18 protein-coding genes and 1 pseudogene are annotated in these 16,277 nt (G+C 75.3%); 15 read left to right on the forward strand and 4 right to left on the reverse strand.

All coding sequences use genetic code 11. From position 1 onward, the window contains the following. Window positions 1–106: 106 nt before the first annotated feature. The 3 genes from ACSNOC_RS00880 (at window position 107) to truA (ending at window position 2,761) form a co-directional block, all read left to right on the forward strand. Entirely contained in the window at window positions 107–1,129 is a 1,023-nt protein-coding gene (locus ACSNOC_RS00880; protein WP_436745270.1) for a DNA-directed RNA polymerase subunit alpha, read from the forward strand. Window positions 1,130–1,294: 165 nt separating this feature from the next. Continuing rightward, window positions 1,295–1,807, forward strand: coding sequence for a 50S ribosomal protein L17 (gene rplQ / locus ACSNOC_RS00885; RefSeq protein ID WP_436745223.1), 513 nt, complete (start codon window positions 1,295–1,297; stop codon window positions 1,805–1,807). 84 nt (window positions 1,808–1,891) lie between these two features. Then, window positions 1,892–2,761, forward strand: a complete 870-nt coding sequence (gene truA / locus ACSNOC_RS00890; RefSeq protein ID WP_436745224.1) for a tRNA pseudouridine(38-40) synthase TruA — start codon at window positions 1,892–1,894, stop codon at window positions 2,759–2,761. 61 nt (window positions 2,762–2,822) lie between these two features. Here the strand turns inward: truA and ACSNOC_RS00895 are convergent, their stop codons facing one another. Next, window positions 2,823–3,707 carry a hypothetical protein gene (locus tag ACSNOC_RS00895; RefSeq protein WP_436745225.1) on the reverse strand — a complete coding sequence of 295 codons (885 nt, stop codon included), beginning with the start codon at window positions 3,705–3,707 and terminating at the stop codon, window positions 2,823–2,825. A 338-nt stretch (window positions 3,708–4,045) separates the two neighbouring features. Here ACSNOC_RS00895 and rplM point away from each other — a divergent pair, with 338 nt between their 5' ends. From rplM to glmM, 3 genes are all read left to right on the forward strand, one after another. Further along, window positions 4,046–4,489: a 50S ribosomal protein L13 gene (gene rplM / locus ACSNOC_RS00900; protein ID WP_436745226.1), complete on the forward strand. Its 444-nt coding sequence runs from the start codon at window positions 4,046–4,048 to the stop codon at window positions 4,487–4,489. A gap of 42 nt (window positions 4,490–4,531) precedes the next feature. Beyond that, window positions 4,532–5,041: a 30S ribosomal protein S9 gene (rpsI, locus tag ACSNOC_RS00905; RefSeq protein WP_436745227.1), complete on the forward strand. Its 510-nt coding sequence runs from the start codon at window positions 4,532–4,534 to the stop codon at window positions 5,039–5,041. A 123-nt stretch (window positions 5,042–5,164) separates the two neighbouring features. After that, the gene (glmM, locus tag ACSNOC_RS00910) at window positions 5,165–6,535 is read left to right on the forward strand and encodes a phosphoglucosamine mutase (protein WP_436745228.1); all 1,371 of its coding nucleotides are present in this window, start codon (window positions 5,165–5,167) and stop codon (window positions 6,533–6,535) included. Window positions 6,536–6,538: 3 nt separating this feature from the next. Here glmM and coaA read toward each other — a convergent pair whose 3' ends face one another. Then, window positions 6,539–7,474 (reverse strand): type I pantothenate kinase, encoded by a 936-nt coding sequence (coaA, locus tag ACSNOC_RS00915; protein WP_436745229.1) that lies wholly within the window; start codon window positions 7,472–7,474, stop codon window positions 6,539–6,541. Window positions 7,475–7,508: 34 nt separating this feature from the next. Here coaA and ACSNOC_RS00920 point away from each other — a divergent pair. Then, window positions 7,509–8,219 (forward strand): annotated as a pseudogene (locus tag ACSNOC_RS00920) (glutamine--fructose-6-phosphate transaminase (isomerizing)); the annotation flags it as partial. A 14-nt stretch (window positions 8,220–8,233) separates the two neighbouring features. Continuing rightward, window positions 8,234–8,602, forward strand: a complete 369-nt coding sequence (locus ACSNOC_RS00925; protein WP_436745230.1) for a holo-ACP synthase — start codon at window positions 8,234–8,236, stop codon at window positions 8,600–8,602. Between the two features lie 86 nt (window positions 8,603–8,688). Here ACSNOC_RS00925 and ACSNOC_RS00930 read toward each other — a convergent pair whose 3' ends face one another. Continuing rightward, window positions 8,689–10,143 carry an NAD(P)H-hydrate dehydratase gene (locus tag ACSNOC_RS00930; RefSeq protein ID WP_436745231.1) on the reverse strand — a complete coding sequence of 485 codons (1,455 nt, stop codon included), beginning with the start codon at window positions 10,141–10,143 and terminating at the stop codon, window positions 8,689–8,691. A gap of 51 nt (window positions 10,144–10,194) precedes the next feature. On the opposite strand from ACSNOC_RS00930, the gene alr reads away from it, so the two are divergent. From alr to tsaE, 3 genes are read left to right on the forward strand one after another with little or no spacing between them, the layout of a single operon-like run. After that, window positions 10,195–11,376, forward strand: coding sequence for an alanine racemase (gene alr, locus ACSNOC_RS00935; RefSeq protein WP_436745232.1), 1,182 nt, complete (start codon window positions 10,195–10,197; stop codon window positions 11,374–11,376). After that, window positions 11,373–12,551 carry an alpha/beta fold hydrolase gene (locus tag ACSNOC_RS00940; protein ID WP_436745233.1) on the forward strand — a complete coding sequence of 393 codons (1,179 nt, stop codon included), beginning with the start codon at window positions 11,373–11,375 and terminating at the stop codon, window positions 12,549–12,551. The genes alr and ACSNOC_RS00940 overlap by 4 nt, the downstream gene beginning before the upstream one ends. Next, entirely contained in the window at window positions 12,535–13,050 is a 516-nt protein-coding gene (tsaE, locus tag ACSNOC_RS00945) for a tRNA (adenosine(37)-N6)-threonylcarbamoyltransferase complex ATPase subunit type 1 TsaE (RefSeq protein ID WP_436745234.1), read from the forward strand. The genes ACSNOC_RS00940 and tsaE overlap by 17 nt, the downstream gene beginning before the upstream one ends. An 18-nt stretch (window positions 13,051–13,068) precedes the next feature. Here the strand turns inward: tsaE and ACSNOC_RS00950 are convergent, their stop codons facing one another. Then, window positions 13,069–13,674 carry a hypothetical protein gene (locus ACSNOC_RS00950; RefSeq protein ID WP_436745235.1) on the reverse strand — a complete coding sequence of 202 codons (606 nt, stop codon included), beginning with the start codon at window positions 13,672–13,674 and terminating at the stop codon, window positions 13,069–13,071. A gap of 103 nt (window positions 13,675–13,777) precedes the next feature. Between ACSNOC_RS00950 and tsaB the strand changes: the two genes are divergently transcribed. From tsaB to ACSNOC_RS00970, 4 genes are read left to right on the forward strand one after another with little or no spacing between them, the layout of a single operon-like run. Next, window positions 13,778–14,437, forward strand: coding sequence for a tRNA (adenosine(37)-N6)-threonylcarbamoyltransferase complex dimerization subunit type 1 TsaB (gene tsaB / locus ACSNOC_RS00955; RefSeq protein WP_436745236.1), 660 nt, complete (start codon window positions 13,778–13,780; stop codon window positions 14,435–14,437). After that, window positions 14,434–14,943: a ribosomal protein S18-alanine N-acetyltransferase gene (gene rimI, locus ACSNOC_RS00960; RefSeq protein WP_436745237.1), complete on the forward strand. Its 510-nt coding sequence runs from the start codon at window positions 14,434–14,436 to the stop codon at window positions 14,941–14,943. Before tsaB ends, rimI begins: the two co-directional genes overlap by 4 nt. Next, on the forward strand, window positions 14,936–15,988 hold the full coding sequence (gene tsaD / locus ACSNOC_RS00965; RefSeq protein WP_436745238.1) for a tRNA (adenosine(37)-N6)-threonylcarbamoyltransferase complex transferase subunit TsaD: 1,053 nt from the start codon (window positions 14,936–14,938) through the stop codon (window positions 15,986–15,988). The genes rimI and tsaD overlap by 8 nt, the downstream gene beginning before the upstream one ends. Beyond that, entirely contained in the window at window positions 15,988–16,242 is a 255-nt protein-coding gene (locus ACSNOC_RS00970; protein WP_436745239.1) for a hypothetical protein, read from the forward strand. The genes tsaD and ACSNOC_RS00970 overlap by 1 nt, the downstream gene beginning before the upstream one ends. Window positions 16,243–16,277 lie beyond the last annotated feature (35 nt).

A 16,277-nucleotide genomic window follows, 5' to 3' on the forward strand; every position in this document is an offset into this window, starting at 1 on the left:
GGTGCGGGTGGGGCCACGCGGTTCGCGCGGCTCCACCCGTACCCTTGTCGTACACATCGTCTGGCTCGGCATCAAATAGCGGGTGCCGAAGACTGGAGTCATCACCATGCTGATCGCTCAGCGTCCCTCCCTGACCGAAGAGGTCGTCGACGAGTTCCGCTCCCGGTTCGTGATCGAGCCGCTGGAGCCGGGCTTCGGCTACACCCTCGGCAACTCCCTGCGGCGCACGCTGCTGTCCTCCATCCCCGGCGCGGCCGTCACCAGCATCCGCATCGACGGGGTGCTGCACGAGTTCACCACCGTGCCGGGCGTCAAGGAGGACGTCACCGACCTGATCCTCAACATCAAGCAGCTCGTCGTCTCCTCCGAGCACGACGAGCCCGTGGTGATGTACCTGCGCAAGCAGGGCCCGGGTCTGGTCACCGCCGCGGACATCGCCCCGCCGGCCGGTGTCGAGGTGCACAACCCCGACCTGGTGCTCGCGACCCTGAACAACAAGGGGAAGCTGGAGATGGAGCTGACCGTCGAGCGCGGTCGCGGCTACGTCTCGGCGGTGCAGAACAAGCAGGCCGGCCAGGAGATCGGCCGGATCCCGGTGGACTCCATCTACAGCCCGGTGCTGAAGGTGACCTACAAGGTCGAGGCCACCCGTGTCGAGCAGCGCACCGACTTCGACAAGCTGATCGTCGACGTCGAGACCAAGGAGGCCATGCGTCCGCGCGACGCGATGGCGTCGGCCGGCAAGACGCTGGTCGAGCTGTTCGGCCTGGCGCGCGAGCTGAACGTCGACGCCGAGGGCATCGACATGGGCCCGTCGCCGACGGACGCGGCGCTCGCCGCCGACCTGGCGCTGCCGATCGAGGAGCTGGAGCTGACCGTCCGGTCCTACAACTGCCTCAAGCGCGAGGGCATCCACTCGGTGGGCGAGCTGGTGGCCCGTTCCGAGGCCGACCTGCTCGACATCCGCAACTTCGGCGCGAAGTCGATCGACGAGGTCAAGGCGAAGCTGGCCGGGATGGGCCTGGCCCTGAAGGACAGCCCGCCCGGATTCGACCCGACCACCGCGGCCGACGCGTTCGGCGCGGAGGACGACGGCGACACCGGTTTCGCGGAGACCGAGCAGTACTGATCCGCTTCCCGCGCCGGTACCTGGTACGGCCGGCGCGGACGTTCCTCCGGCGGGACGCGGCCCGGCCGCGTTCCGGCGGAGGCTCACCGTCCGGGGACCGCCCCGGGCGTGACCACGCTGACACCGGTACCTGATACGGCCGGTGCAGACCGACAGGAGAGAACAATGCCGACGCCCACCAAGGGCCGCAGGCTGGGCGGCAGCCCCGCCCACGAGCGTCTGATTCTGGCGAACCTCGCCACCGCGCTGTTCGAGCACGGCCGCATCAAGACCACCGAGGCCAAGGCCCGGCGGCTGCGTCCGGTCGCGGAGCGGCTGATCACCAAGGCGAAGAAGGGCGACCTGCACAACCGTCGCCAGGTGATGCAGACCATCCGCGACAAGAGCGTGGTGCACACGCTGTTCACGGAGATCGGGCCGAAGTTCGCCAACCGTCCCGGCGGCTACACCCGGATCACCAAGGTCGGCCCGCGTCGCGGCGACAACGCCCCGATGGCGGTCATCGAGCTGGTGGAGGCCCTGACCGTGCAGCAGGAGGCCGTCGGCGAGGCCGAGGCCGCCGCCAAGCGCGCGGTCAAGGAGTCCGAGACCGCGAAGGCGACGGAGGCCACCGAGGCCACCGAGGCCACCGAGGCCGCGGAGGAGTCGAAGGACGAGCAGGCCGAGAAGGACGCCTGACCGTCCGTTCCGCCCGCTGGGCCTGTTCCCCCCGGGGAGCAGGCCCAGCGGCGTTCCGCCGTGCGGCGATGCAGAAGGGTTTCGATGAGCGACGACCGCGACCGCGTTCCGCCCGGCCTGGTCCGGGTGCGGCTCGACCTGTCCTACGACGGGCAGGGCTTCTCCGGCTGGGCGCGGCAGGAGGGGCGCCGCACGGTCCAGGGGGAGATCGAGGAGGCGCTGCGGGTGGTGACCCGGGCGGGTGAGGAGCGCTGGGAGCTGACCGTGGCCGGCCGCACGGACGCGGGCGTGCACGCCCGGGGGCAGGTGGCCCACGTGGACCTGCCCGAGGCGGTGTGGGCGGAGCAGCACGACAAGCTCGTGCGCAGGCTGGCCGGGCGGCTGCCGCAGGACGTGCGGGTGTGGCGGGCGGTGCGGGCGCCCGAGCACTTCAACGCGCGGTTCTCGGCGATCTGGCGGCGCTACGCCTACCGCGTCGGCGACCACCCGGGCGGGGTGGATCCGCTGCTGCGCGGGCACGTGCTGTGGCACAACTGGCCGCTGGACGTGGCGGCGATGAACGAGGCGTCGGCGCTGCTGCTGGGCGAGCACGACTTCGCCGCGTTCTGCAAGCGGCGCGAGGGCGCGACCACCATCCGGGCGCTGCGGGCGCTGCGCTGGGAGCGGCGGCCGGACGGCGTCGTGGAGGGCACGGTCGAGGCCGACGCGTTCTGCCACAACATGGTGCGCTCGCTGGTCGGCGCGCTGCTGTTCGTGGGCGACGGGCACCGGCCGCCGGACTGGCCCGCGCGGGTGCTGGCGGCCCGCGTGCGGGACTCGGCGGTGCACGTGGTCAGGCCGCACGGCCTGACCCTGGAGAAGGTCGCCTACCCGCCGGACGACGCCCTCGCGGCCCGTAACGCCGAGGCCCGCAACCTCCGCTCGCTCACGGACGCGGACGGCGCGGAGGGCTGAGGCCCGAGGTGCCCCCGTGCGCTGTGGCAAGGCGCGGGATCGCAGCCCGGGACGCGGAGTCTCAGCCCTCCTGGCTGCGGCGGCGCTCCTCGACGAGGGCGCTGGCGGAGGCGGACGCCTGGGCCTCGCCGCGCTGGATGATGCTGGCGAACGCGTGGTCGTTGCCGTCCCGGGCGGCCTGCTGGGCGGGGGTGCCGTCGCCGCTGTCGGGGGAGCCGTCGCTGTTGCCGGCGATGGTGAAGTAGGTGTAGCGGCCGACCTGGTTGGTGGTGGTGCGGCAGCCGCCGAGCTGGCAGAAGGAGGGGGCGTCGCCGCCGGTCAGCGCGAGCAGGTACTTCCCGGCGCCGCCGGCGTCCTCGCGGGCCGCCTGGGCGTCCTCCTCGGTGGGGAACTGGGCGACGCCCACGGTGACCGCGACGCCCTCCCCGGTGTAGGTGGCGCGCAGCAGGGCGGTGCAGCCGTGCTCGGCGAGGACCGCGCCGAGGTCGGGGCTGGTCGCCCCGGCGCAGTCGGTGACGGAGTCGGTGGCCGCCCTGGCGTAGGCGCGGCCGTCGATCTCCATGCTGTCGCCGGCCCAGAACGTGTCGGCCTCGAAGGGCGCGAGGTCCTTGTCGGCGTCGGAGATGAACTCGCGCGGCTGCGGGAGGGGCGGCAGCGTCGTCTCCTCGAAGGAGGGCTCGGCGTCGTCGCTGCCGGAGGGCAGGCCGGAGGCGTCGGGGAGGGTGGCGGACGGGGTGCCGGAGGCGCCGACGCGCTCGTCGTCGCTCTGGTTGACGATGGCGAGCGCGACCAGGGTGCTGATCGTCAGGGCGGCCAGCACGGAGCCGCCGATCAGCATGAGGCGCCGCCGTCCGCGCCGCCGCTCGGCGTCGGCGGCGAGCGCGTCCCAGTCCGGTGTGTTCGATCCCCCGGGGACCCACGCCGGTCCCCCCTGCCCGTAACTCATGGCCGCAGCTTAGTGGGGTGCCTCCGCGGCCTCACCGCCCCGGTCCCGCGGTGGCGCGGTCCGCCGGCCGGGGCGAGGGCCGGGCGGGTGGCCGGAACGCGTCCCCCCGCGGTGCCGTGCCGGGCCCGTTTTGACCGAGGCCGCGCGAGAGCGGTACTCTGCCTGGTCGATAATGCGTATGGCTTGCTCGATCTCACGTGAGGGGCCTTGCGCCGGTCCACCAGGACGGTTGCCAGCGGTCGCCACCCGGTTTGCGTCACCGGGGCGGGACCATTTCTGCCGTGATCGTCGGGTGGCCTTGTCAGAGTCTCACCACTGAAGAAGCGAAGGCTACGACCGTGCGTACGTTCAGCCCCAAGCCCACCGACATCCAGCGTCAATGGCACGTCATCGACGCCGCCGATGTCGTCCTGGGCCGACTGGCCGCCCAGGCCGCCACCCTTTTGCGGGGCAAGCACAAGCCGGTGTACGCGCCGCACGTTGACACCGGTGACTTCGTCATCATCGTCAACGCCGACAAGGTGCACCTGTCCGGCAACAAGCGGACCCAGAAGATGGCCTACCGCCACTCCGGGTACCCCGGCGGTCTGCGGTCCGTCCGTTACGAGGACCTGCTGAAGAACAACCCCGAGAAGGCCGTCGAGAAGGCGGTCAAGGGCATGCTGCCGAAGAACACCCTCGGCCGTCAGATGTTCTCCAAGCTGAAGGTCTACGCGGGCCCCGAGCACCCGCACGCCGCGCAGCAGCCCGTGCCGTTCGAGATCACCCAGGTCGCGCAGTAGTCCGGCCACGCCCACACGACGAAAGAGAAGCTGAGGAGAACCGTGGCCGAGCCCACCCCCGAGACCCTTGACACCGAGGTCCCCGAGGTCGAGGAGTACACGACCGAGAGCGCGCCCGAGGAGTTCGCCGCCACCGAGACGGTCGCGGCCCGCTTCGGCGACCCGCTGCCCGGCGCCGGTACCGGCCGCCGCAAGAACGCGATCGCCCGTGTGCGGATCGTGCCCGGCAGCGGCAAGTGGAAGATCAACGGTCGCACCCTGGAGAGCTACTTCCCGAACAAGGTGCACCAGCAGTCCGTGAACGAGCCCTTCAAGGTGCTGGAGCTCGACGAGCGGTACGACGTCGTCGCCCGTATCTCCGGCGGCGGCATCTCGGGCCAGGCGGGCGCGCTGCGCCTCGGCGTGGCCCGCGCGCTCAACGAGGCGGACGTGGACAACAACCGCGGCCCCCTGAAGAAGGCCGGCTTCCTCACCCGTGACGCCCGTGCGGTGGAGCGGAAGAAGGCCGGTCTGAAGAAGGCCCGTAAGGGGACGCAGTACAGCAAGCGCTGACGCCCTGTGCCGGTCAACGCCCCGACAGCGGATCCATGCTGTCGGGGCGTTCCCTTTGTAGGCTGATCGCTGCATATGGTTAACGCACGGGCCGCTTGGTGTGAAAATTTCGGAGGGAAAACAGTGGGACGACTCTTCGGCACGGATGGCGTGCGCGGCGTCGCCAACGCGGATCTCACGGCCGAGATGGCGCTCGGCCTGTCGGTGGCGGCGGCGGGCGTGCTCGTCACAGCGGGGGGCTCGTCCAGGCCGGGGCGGCGTCCGCGCCCGCTCGCGGTCGTCGGACGCGACCCGCGGGCGTCCGGGGAGTTCCTGGAGGCGGCCGTGGTGGCGGGGCTGGCCAGCGCGGGCGTGGACGTCCTGCGGGTCGGCGTGCTGCCGACGCCGGCCGTGGCGTACCTGACGGGCTCGCTCGGGGCCGACTTCGGCGTGATGCTCTCGGCCAGCCACAACCCGATGCCGGACAACGGCGTCAAGTTCTTCGCGGCGGGCGGCCACAAGCTGGCCGACGACCTGGAGGACCGCATCGAGGCGGCCTACTGGGACCACGCCGCCGGCCGGCCGTGGGAGCGCCCGGTGGGCGCGGGCGTCGGCCGGGTCTCCGAGTACGGGGAGGGCTTCGACGCGTACGTCGCGCACCTCGTGAGCGTCCTGCCGAACCGGCTCGACGGCGTGAAGGTCGTCATCGACGCGGCGCACGGCGCGGCGTCGCGGGTGGCGCCGGAGGCGTTCGCGCGGGCGGGCGCCAAGGTCGTCACGATCGGCGCCGAGCCCGACGGCCTCAACATCAACGACGGCTACGGCTCCACCCACCTCGGCCCGCTGTGCGCCGCCGTGCCCGCGCACGGCGCGGACCTGGGCATCGCGGTCGACGGCGACGCGGATCGCTGCCTGGCCGCCGACGCGGCGGGCACGCCGGTGGACGGCGACCAGATCCTGGCCGTGCTGGGCGTGGCCATGCGGGACGCGGGCACGCTGCGGCACGACACGGTCGTGACCACGGTGATGTCGAACCTCGGGTTCACGCTGGCGATGGAGCGGGAGGGCCTGAAGCTGCGGCAGACGGCGGTCGGGGACCGCTACGTGCTGGAGGAGATGAAGCGCGGCGGCTTCTCGCTGGGCGGCGAGCAGTCCGGGCACGTGATCGTGCTGGACCACGCGACGACGGGCGACGGCACGCTCACCGGCCTGTTGCTCGCGGCGCGCGTCGCGGCGTCGCGCCGTCCGCTGGGCGAGCTGGCGCGGGTGATGGAACGGCTGCCGCAGGTGCTGATCAACGTGCCCGACGTGGACCGCTCCCGGGTCGCGGAGTGCCGGGAGCTGTCCGAGGCGGTGGCCGAGGCCGAGCGGCAGCTCGGCGGGACGGGCCGCGTGCTGCTGCGCCCGTCCGGGACCGAGCCGCTGGTGCGCGTGATGGTGGAGGCGGCGGACGCCGCCCAGGCCCGCGCGGTGGCGTCCGGCCTGGCCGACGTGGTGAAGTCCGCCCTGGGGTGACGGTCAGAGCTTGCGCAGGCGCAGCCGGCGCACCTTGTGGTCGAAGCCCTTCTGCAGGACGAGCGTGGCGCGGGAGCGGGTCGGGGCTATGTTCTCGCGGAGGTTCGGCTCGTTGATCGTCCGCCACTGGTTCCGCGCGTACGCCATCGCCTCCTCCTCCGGGACCTCGGCGTACCTGCGGAAGTACGACGCCCGGTCCTGGAACGCCGTCGCCCGCAGGGTCCGGAAGCGGTCGAGGTACCAGCCGCCGATGTCCTCCGTCCTGGCGTCCACGTACACCGAGAAGTCGAAGTAGTCGGCCAGGCCCACCCGTCCCATCTGGGTGGGCTGCAGCACGTTCAGCCCCTCCAGGATCAGGATGTCCGGCCGGCGGACCGTCAGCCGTTCGCCCGGCACGATGTCGTAGGTGAGGTGGGAGTAGACCGGCGCGCTCACCTCCTCCTTGCCCGCCTTCACCTCCGCCACGAACCGCGTCAGTGCCCGCCGGTCGTACGACTCGGGGAAGCCCTTGCGGGACATCAGCCCACGACGCGTCAGCTCGGCATTGGGGAGCAGGAAGCCGTCCGTGGTGACCAGCTCCACCCTCGGGTGCTCCGGCCAGCGCGCCAGCAGCGCCCGGAGCAGGCGGGCCACGGTGGACTTGCCCACCGCCACGCTGCCCGCGATGCCGATGACGAACGGGGTCGCGGGCTGGACGCCGGCCAGGAAGGTGCTGACGGCGGACCGGAGGCCCTCCGTCGCGCCCACGTACAGGTTCAGCAGCCGGGACAGCGGCAGGTAGACCTCGACGACCTCGGTCAGGTCGATGACGTCACCGAGGCCGCGCAGCCGTTCGACCTCCTCGGCCGTCAGTGGCAGGGGGGTGCGTTCACGCAGCGCACTCCACTCCGCGCGACTGAGGTCGACGAACGGTGTCTGCTGCTGGAGCGAGGTTGTCACCCGCCCATTGTCCTGCCCCGGCTAGTCTGCCCGCATGTGCGGGATGGTCGGTTACACAGGAGCGGGCTCCGCCCTCGAAGTGGTCCTCGCCGGGCTGGGCCGGATCGAGCGGCCCGGATACGACTCGTCGGGCGTCGCGGTCCTCAGCGACGGCGGCCTCGCGGCGGCGAAGACGGCCGGGGACCTGCCCGCGCTGCGCCGCGTTCTCGACCGCCGTCCGCTGCCCACGGGCGGCAGCGCGATCGGGCATCTGCGGCTCGCCACGCACGGCGCGCCCACCGACGGGAACGCCCACCCGCAGCTCGACAACGCGGGCCGGGTCGCGGTCGTGCACGACGGCCGGATCGACAACCACGCCGAGCTGCGCGCCGAACTGGCGGGCCGGGGGCACCAGCTGGCCTCCGACACGGACACCGAGGTGGTCGCGCACCTGCTGGCGGAGGCGTTCTCGTCGTGCGCGGACCTGGCGGAGGCGATGCGGCAGGTGTGCCGTTCGCTGCGCGGCGCCTACGCGCTGCTGGCCGTGCACGCCGACGAGCCGGACACGGTGGTCGGCGCGCGCCGCGAGCTGCCGCTGGCGGTGGGGCTGGGGGACGGCGAGTCGTTCCTGGCCTCGGACGCGGCGGCGTTCGGCGGCCTGGCCACGCGTGACGTGCTGGAGCTGCGGGACGGCGCGGTGGACCAGGTGGTGGTGCTGCGCCGGGAGTCCGACGAGGTGGGGTACGAGGTCACGGACCGGGACGGGGGCGTGGTGCGCGCGTGATCGTGGGCGTGGGCATCGACGTGGCGGAGATCGACCGGTTCGCGCGGTCGCTGGAACGGACGCCCGATCTGGCCGACCGGCTGTTCGTGGCGGCCGAGTTGTGGCTGCCCAGCGGTGAACGGCGCGGCGTCGCGTCGCTCGCCGCGCGGTTCGCGGCGAAGGAGGCCCTGGCGAAGGCCCTGGGCGCGCCGCCGGGCCTGCGCTGGACGGACGCCGAGGTGACCCAGTCGGACGACGGCCGTCCCCGCCTGGAGGTCCGCGGCACGGTGGCCGCCCGCGCGGCGGCCCTGGGCGTCCGGACCTGGCACCTCTCCCTCAGCCACGACGCGGGCGTCGCCTCCGCGGTGGTGATCGCGGAGGGCTGAGCCCCCGGGCCCCCGGCGCGGGTGCCGCGGCTGCCGGGCCGGGCCGCCGCCGTCCGTGGCGCGCTTCGCCGGGGGGTGCCGGGCCGTCAGGCCGGTCGCAGCAGCCGTGCCCAGACCTCCGGCAGGGCCTCCGTCACTGTCGAGGCCATGGCGGGGGGTGGCGCCAGACGGCCCGCCAGGCCGTGGAGGTAGGTGCCCGCCGTGGCCGCGTCCAGGGCGGTCAGGCCGGTGGCCAGCAGGGCGCCGATCAGGCCGGACAGGACGTCGCCGCTGCCCGCCGTGGCCAGCCAGGGGGTGCCGGTCGGGTTGACGCGGACCGGGCCGCCGCCGGGGGCGGCGATCAGGGTCGTGGAGCCCTTGAGGAGGGCGGTGGCGCGGTACCGCTCGGCCAGTGCCCGGACGGAGGCGAGCCGGGACTCCTCCACCCGCCGCCGCTCGGTGCCCAGCAGGGCCGCCGCCTCCCCGGCGTGCGGGGTCAGCAGCGTCGGCGCGGTGCGGGCGCGCACGTGCCCGGCGTCGAGGAGACGCAGCCCGTCCGCGTCCACCAGCACGGGGACGTCCGCCTCCAGCACGTCCGTCACCGCCGCCCGTGCCTCGGGGTCGTCGCCCAGGCCGGGGCCGACGACCCACGCCTGCACCCGGCCCGCCTTCCGCGGCGGCCCGCCGGACACCAGCGTCTCCGGGTACCGGGCCAGGACCGTCGTGCCGGCCGGGCCCCGGCCGGCGTAACGGACGGCCCCCGCGCCGCCGCGCAGCGCGCCGCCCACGGCGAGGACGGCCGCGCCGGGATACCGGGCCGAACCGGCCGCCACTCCGACGACGCCCCGCCGGTACTTGTCGGTCTCGGCCGCCGGGCGCGGCAGCAGCGCGGCGACGTCGGCGTCCTCCAGCGCCACCACGTCCGGCTCCGCGGGCAGTTCGGGGCCGAGCCCGATGTCGACCAGCCGCACCTCGCCCGCGTACTCGCCCGCCGGGTCGATCAGCAGTCCGGGTTTGTGGGTGCCGAACGTCACGGTCACCGCCGCCCGCACCGCGGGCCCCGCCACCTCGCCGGTGTCCGCGTCCACGCCGCTGGGCAGGTCCACCGCCACCACCGGCACCCCGCGCTCCGCCACCGTCCGGGCCAGCTCCCCGGCCTCGGGCCGCAGGCCGCCGCGCCCGCCGATGCCGGTGATCCCGTCCACCACGAGATCCGCCCGCGCGACGGCCCGGCCGGCGTCCTCGGGACCCACCACGCGCCCGCCCGCCGCCCGCAGCGCGGCCAGACCCCCGGGGTGGACCCGGTCGGGACGCACCGTCACCGCCGTGACGGCGACGCCGCGCCGCGCCAGCCGGGCGCCCGCGTAGAGGGCGTCGCCGCCGTTGTCGCCGCTGCCGACCAGCAGCACCACCCGTGACCCGTACCGGCGCGGGCCCAGCAGGTCCGCGCACGCCGCCGCCAGACCGGCGGCGGCCCTGGCCATCAGCGTGCCCTCCGGCAGCCGGGCCATCAGCGCCTGTTCGGCGGCCCGGACGGTCTCCACACGGTAAGCAGTCCTCATGGCACCAGTCTGGCCCGGCCGCCGCGGCTCCACCTGCGACACTGGAGGACGATGAACGACCACTCACCCGCGGAAGCCTGGCGGCTGCGCGCCGACATCGACCTCGGCGCGCTGCGCGCCAACGTCCGCGCGCTCCGCGAACGGGCCGTCGGCGGTGCGGAGTTGATGGCCGTGGTCAAGGCCGACGGGTACGGGCACGGCATGCTGCCGTGCGCCCGCGCCGCGCGCGAGGCGGGCGCCGCCTGGCTGGGCACGGCCACCCCGGACGAGGCCCTGGCGCTGCGCGCGGCCGGGGACACCGGGCGGCTGCTGTGCTGGGTGTGGACCCCGGACGGGCCGTGGCGGCGGGCCGTCGAGGCGGACATCGACATCTCGGTCGGCGGCCGGTGGGCGCTGGAGAAGGTCACGGCCGCGGCCCGCGCGGCGGGCCGCACCGCCCGCGTGCACCTGAAGGCCGACACCGGCCTGGGCCGCAACGGCTGCCAGCCCGCCGACTGGCCCGCTCTGGTCGCCGCCGCGCGGGCCGCCGAGGCGGACGGTTCGGTCCGGGTCACGGGCCTGTGGTCCCACTTCGCCTGCGCCGACGAGCCGGGGCACCCCTCGATCGCCGCCCAGCAGGCCGCGTTCACCGAGGCCCTGGCCACCGCCGCGCGGGCCGGACTCGACCCCGAGGTGCGGCACTTCGCGAACTCGCCGGCCACCCTCACGCTGCCCGCCTCCCACTACGACCTGGTCCGGCCGGGGCTCGCGGTCTACGGCCTGTCGCCGTCGCCCGAGATCGGCGCCCCCGAGGACTTCGGGCTGCGACCCGTGATGACCCTGCGCGCCGCGCTGGCCTCGGTCAAGCGCGTCCCCGGCGGGCACGGCGTGAGCTACGGCCACGCGTACACCACCCCGGGCGCCACCACGCTGGCCCTGGTCCCGGCCGGGTACGCCGACGGCGTCCCCCGGCACGCCTCGGGCAGCGGCCCGGTGCTGGTGGCGGGGAAGTGGCGGACGGTGGCCGGGCGGGTGGCGATGGACCAGTTCGTCGTGGACCTCGGCGGCGACACGGCCGAGGTCGGGGACGAGGCCGTGCTGTTCGGCCCCGGCGACCGGGGCGAGCCGACGGCCGAGGACTGGGCCCGCGCCGCCGGGACCATCGGCTACGAGATCGTCACCCGCGTCGGGCCCCGCGTTCCCCGCGTCTACCACGGGGAGCGGGAGGAGCAGTCCGCGGAGTCCCCGTCATGACGTGGCCGCGCCGGATGGGCGTGGCCGGGCTGGCGCTGGGCGCCGTGGCCACCACGGTCGCGGTCGACCGCCTCACCGTCAGCCGCGCGGTGCGCCGCCGGGCCCGGCTCGCGCTGGACGCCTCGGGGCCGTACGGCTCGCTGCGCGGGACGCCCGGCACCGCCGTCGCGGACGACGGCACCGCCCTGTACTTCGAGATCGACGAGCCCGACGCGCCGGAGGCCGCCGCCCGGCCCGCCGACGACGGCGCCGGCGGCCCGGTCCCCGAGCCCGTGGACGTTCCGGCCCCGGCCCCGGCGCCGACCGTGGTCTTCAGCCACGGGTACTGCCTGAACCAGGACGTGTGGCACTTCCAGCGCGCCGCCCTCCGCGGCGCCGCCCGCGCCGTCTACTGGGACCAGCGCGGCCACGGCCGGTCCCAGCGCGGGCGCGCCCAGCGCGAGCCGGGTCGGCGGCCGGTGACGATCGAGCAGCTCGGCCGCGACCTGAAGGCCGTCCTCGACGCCGCCGTGCCGGAGGGGCCCGTGGTGCTGGTGGGGCACTCGATGGGCGGGATGACGATGATGGCGCTGGCCGAGCAGTTCCCCGCGTACGTGGCCGAGCGGGTGGCCGGGGCCGCGTTCCTGTCCACCTCGGCGGGGAACCTGGCCGAGGTCACCTACGGCTTTCCCGCCGCCGCCGTCCGCGCGGTGCGCCGGGTGCTGCCGGGCGTGCTGCGGGCCCTGGGCACCCAACCGGACCTGGTGGACCTGGGCCGGCGGGCGGCCGGCGACCTGTACGCGGGGCTGGTGCGGCGGTACTCGTTCGGCGCGCCCGGCGATGTCGACCCCGGCGTGGTGCGCTTCGCGGAGCGGCTCATCGAGTCGGTGCCGGTGGACGTGGTCGCCGAGTTCTACCCGGCGTTCGGCCTGCACGAGAAGTGGCGGGCGCTGGAGCTGTTCAACGGAACGGGCGGGTCCGCCGCCGCGCCGCCCGTGCTGGTGCTGGCCGGGGACCGGGACGAGATCACGCCCGCCGCGCACAGCGAGCGCGTCGCCGCCGCCCTCCCCGCGGCGGAGCTGGTGCTGCTGCCCGGCGCCGGGCATCTGGTGCCGCTGGAGGCGCCGCGCGAGGTGAACGACCAGCTGGCCCGGCTGCTGGCGCGTAGCATCCAGACCCATGAGCCAGCTCTCTGAGGCGCCGGTGTCCTCGGCGTCGTTCACCGTCACCGGACCCGAGCGGATGCGGGAGGTGGGCCGGAAGCTGGCCGCGCTGCTGCGGCCGGGCGACCTGGTGCTGCTCACCGGCGAGCTGGGCGCGGGCAAGACGACGCTCACCCGCGGCATCGGGGAGGGGCTGGGCGTGCGGGGCGCGGTGACGTCGCCGACGTTCGTCATCGCCCGCGTCCACCCGCCGCTGGCCGGGGGCCCGCCGCTGGTGCACGTGGACGCCTACCGGCTCGAAGGCGGCCTGGAGGAGATGGAGGACCTGGACCTCGACGTGGCGCTGCCGGAGTCGGTGGTCGTCGTGGAGTGGGGCGAGGGCCGGGTGGAGGAGCTGTCGGAGCAGCGGCTGCACGTGGTGATCCACCGGGCCGAGGGCGCCGAGGGCCCGGACGAGGACGCGCGCGAGGTGACGGCCACCGGCGTCGGGCCGCGCTGGGCCGGGGTCGACCTGGCGTCGCTGGGCGCCTAGGACCGCCGCCCAGGCGCCCTAGGGAACGACGACGACGGGCACGCCGGTCCTGGCGAACAGCCACATCGCGTCGCCGTCCCGGCGGGTCTGCCGGATGCCGCCGGTGCGGGGCGCGGTCTCCCCGGCGTCGGGGGTGGCGCCGTCGAGGGCGGCGGAGAAGCCGAACACCGTGCCGTCGGCGGCCACGTGGAAGACGACCGCGTGCTCGATCGCCACCCCGTCCGAGCCGGTGCCCTGCGCGGCGCGCGAGCTGACGGCGTACGCGCCGGGCGGCGGGGCGACCTGGCTGGGGAACACCTCGTAGGTGTCGGTCACCACCTCGCCGGAGCCGGTCCCGCCGGTGTCGACCAGCCACACCCGCTGCTGCCCGAGGGCGTAGACGACGCGCTTGCCCTCGCCCGAGCCGGCCGGTACCGCGGGCCGGTCCCCGGCCTCCGGGCCGCCTCCGTCGTCGCCCGGTCCCGGGGACGGTGACGGGGACGGGGACGCGGCGGGCGGCGCCGTGGCGGGTGGGGCGTCGCCCGCGGACGCCTGGTGGGCGAGGAAGGCGACGACGCCGAGCGCGGCGACGGTCAGCCCGGTGACCACGGCACCGGAGCCGGAGGCTGGGGTAGGGCGCGCCACGGGTCTGCCGCCTTTCGCGGGCCGTGCCGGTGCACGGGCGGGGGTCCGGCGGCCGACGCTACCAGGCGACCGGGCGGTCCCCGGGGAGCCGTAGGCTTGCTGCGTGCTGCTGCTCGCCATGGACACCGCCACCCCGGCCGTCACCGTCGCCGTCCACGACGGCGCGGAGGTTCTCGCCTCCTCGGACGAGGTCGACGCCCGCCGGCACGGGGAGCTGCTGCTGCCCGCTGTGGACCGGGTGCTGGCCGCGGCGTCCCGTTCGCTCGACGAGGTGACGGCGGTGGTCGTGGGCACCGGGCCGGGGCCGTACACCGGGCTGCGGGTCGGGCTGGCCACGGCCGCGGCGCTGGGCGCGGCCCGCGCGATCCCGGTGCACGGCCTGTGCAGCCTGGACTCGATCGCGTGGGCGGCCGGGCTGGACGAGCCGTTCGTCGTGGCGACCGACGCCCGCCGCAGGGAGGTGTACTGGGCGCGTTACGCCGACGCGCGGACCCGGACCGGGGGCCCGGCGGTGGACCGCCCGGACGAGATCGCCGACCGGGTCGCCGGGCTGCCCGCCGTGGGCGCGGGCGCGCGGCTGTACGCGGCGGCGTTCCCCCGGCTGCGCGCCGATCTGCCGGAGCACGCCTCGGCGGCGGCGCTCGCCGCGCTGGCGGCGGAGCGGCTGGCCGCGGGGGAGGCGCTGCCCGAGCCCAGGCCGGAGTACCTGCGCCGCCCGGACGCGCGCGTGCCCGCCGGGTACAAGGCGGTCATCCGGGCATGACGCGCGAGATCGTGCTCCGCGCGATGCGCTGGTGGGACATCGAGCCGGTGCTCGCGCTGGAGGCGGAGCTGTTCCCGCTGGACGCGTGGTCCGAGGGCATGTACTGGTCGGAGCTGGCGGGCGCCGGCGGCCCGCACCGCACGCGCGGCTACCTGGTGGCCGAGGACGCCGACGGGAAGCTGGCCGGATACGCCGGGCTCGCCGTGGCGGGCGGGACGGGCGACGTGATGACGATCGGCGTGACCGGCGCTCACCAGGGCACGGGCCTCGGCGGGCGGCTGCTGGGGGAGCTGCTGGCCGACGCGCGGCGGCTGGGCTGCCGGGAGGTGCTGCTGGAGGTCCGCGTGGACAACGTGCGGGCGCAGCGCCTCTACGAGCGGTTCGGCTTCCGGCGGATCGGCGTCCGCCGCGGCTACTACCAGCCGGGCAACTTCGACGCCCTGGTGATGCGGCGCGAGCTGGCGCCCCCGGAGTCCGATGAAGAAGAAACGGCGGAACATGGCTGACGAACCCCTCGTCCTCGGCATCGAGACCTCCTGCGACGAGACCGGCGTGGGCGTGGTGCGCGGGCACACGCTGCTCGCCGACGCGGTGGCCTCCAGCGTGGACGACCACGCCCGGTACGGCGGCGTCGTCCCGGAGATCGCCAGCCGGGCGCACCTGGAGGCGATGGTCCCCACCATCGAGCGGGCGCTGAAGGAGGCCGGGGTCGCCGCCACGGACCTGGACGCGGTGGCGGTCACGGCGGGCCCGGGGCTGGCGGGCGCGCTGCTCGTCGGCGTCTCGGCCGCCAAGGCGTACGCGTACGCGCTGGGCAGGCCGCTGTACGGCGTCAACCACCTCGCCTCGCACATCTGCGTCGACCAGCTGGAGCACGGGCCGCTGCCGGAGCCGACGATGGCCCTGCTGGTCTCCGGCGGGCACTCGTCGCTGCTGCTGGCGCCGGACATCACGGCCGACGTGCGGCCCTTGGGCGCGACGATCGACGACGCGGCGGGCGAGGCGTTCGACAAGGTGGCGCGGGTGCTGGGGCTCGGCTTCCCGGGCGGCCCGGTCGTGGACCGGCTGGCGCGCGAGGGCGACCCGGGGGCGATCGCGTTCCCGCGCGGGCTGACCGGGCCGCGGGACGCGCCGTACGACTTCTCGTTCTCCGGCCTGAAGACGGCGGTGGCGCGCTGGGTGGAGGCGCGGCGGAACGCTGGGGAGGAGGTGCCGGTGGCCGATGTCGCGGCGTCCTTCCAGGAGGCGGTGACGGACGTGCTGACGCGCAAGGCGATCCGGGCCTGCCGGGACGAGGGCGTGGACCACCTGATGATCGGCGGCGGCGTGGCGGCGAACTCGCGGCTGCGGGCGATGGCCGAGGAGCGGTGCGCGGCGGCCGGGATCAGGCTGCGGGTGCCGCGCCCCGGGCTGTGCACGGACAACGGCGCGATGGTCGCGGCGCTCGGCGCGGAGATGGTCGCCCGGGGCCGGACCCCGTCCGCGCTGGACCTGCCGGCCGACTCCTCGCTGCCGGTGACCGAGACGCACGTGCCCGGGGCGCACCCCTGATGGCGGTGGCGCTGATGTGGGAGGCCCGCGCGGCGGCCGGCCGGGGCGGCGAACTGCTGGCGTGGGCGCGGGCGGTGCCGCTGGACCCGGCGCCGGTCCGCCGGGAGACGTTCACGGCGCCGGACGACCGGGTGCTGGTGATCACGTGGTGGGACGCGGAGTTCTCCGCCGAGCTGCCCGAACTCCCGGAGCCGCCGTCCGCGCTGCTCCACCGGGAGGTCCACCGCTGGCGCTTCGCGCCGGTCGCGGACTGATTCCGCCGCGGCCCCGCGCCGGTTCCGTCGCCGGG

This window comes from Streptomyces sp. URMC 129, assembly GCF_051386415.1.
Lineage (GTDB): Bacteria > Actinomycetota > Actinomycetes > Streptomycetales > Streptomycetaceae > Streptomyces.

What these genes read in the sequence shown, in the direction of transcription:
- ACSNOC_RS00880 (WP_436745270.1), top strand. Translation starts at nt 107, where the DNA reads ATGCTGATCGCTCAGCGTCCCTCCCTGACCGAAGAGGTCGTCGACGAG.
- rplQ (WP_436745223.1), top strand. Translation starts at nt 1,295, where the DNA reads ATGCCGACGCCCACCAAGGGCCGCAGGCTGGGCGGCAGCCCCGCCCAC.
- truA (WP_436745224.1), top strand. Translation starts at nt 1,892, where the DNA reads ATGAGCGACGACCGCGACCGCGTTCCGCCCGGCCTGGTCCGGGTGCGG.
- ACSNOC_RS00895 (WP_436745225.1), bottom strand. Translation starts at nt 3,707, where the DNA reads ATGAGTTACGGGCAGGGGGGACCGGCGTGGGTCCCCGGGGGATCGAAC.
- ACSNOC_RS00930 (WP_436745231.1), bottom strand. Translation starts at nt 10,143, where the DNA reads ATGAGGACTGCTTACCGTGTGGAGACCGTCCGGGCCGCCGAACAGGCG.
- alr (WP_436745232.1), top strand. Translation starts at nt 10,195, where the DNA reads ATGAACGACCACTCACCCGCGGAAGCCTGGCGGCTGCGCGCCGACATC.
- ACSNOC_RS00940 (WP_436745233.1), top strand. Translation starts at nt 11,373, where the DNA reads ATGACGTGGCCGCGCCGGATGGGCGTGGCCGGGCTGGCGCTGGGCGCC.
- tsaE (WP_436745234.1), top strand. Translation starts at nt 12,535, where the DNA reads ATGAGCCAGCTCTCTGAGGCGCCGGTGTCCTCGGCGTCGTTCACCGTC.
- rimI (WP_436745237.1), top strand. Translation starts at nt 14,434, where the DNA reads ATGACGCGCGAGATCGTGCTCCGCGCGATGCGCTGGTGGGACATCGAG.
- tsaD (WP_436745238.1), top strand. Translation starts at nt 14,936, where the DNA reads ATGGCTGACGAACCCCTCGTCCTCGGCATCGAGACCTCCTGCGACGAG.
- ACSNOC_RS00970 (WP_436745239.1), top strand. Translation starts at nt 15,988, where the DNA reads ATGGCGGTGGCGCTGATGTGGGAGGCCCGCGCGGCGGCCGGCCGGGGC.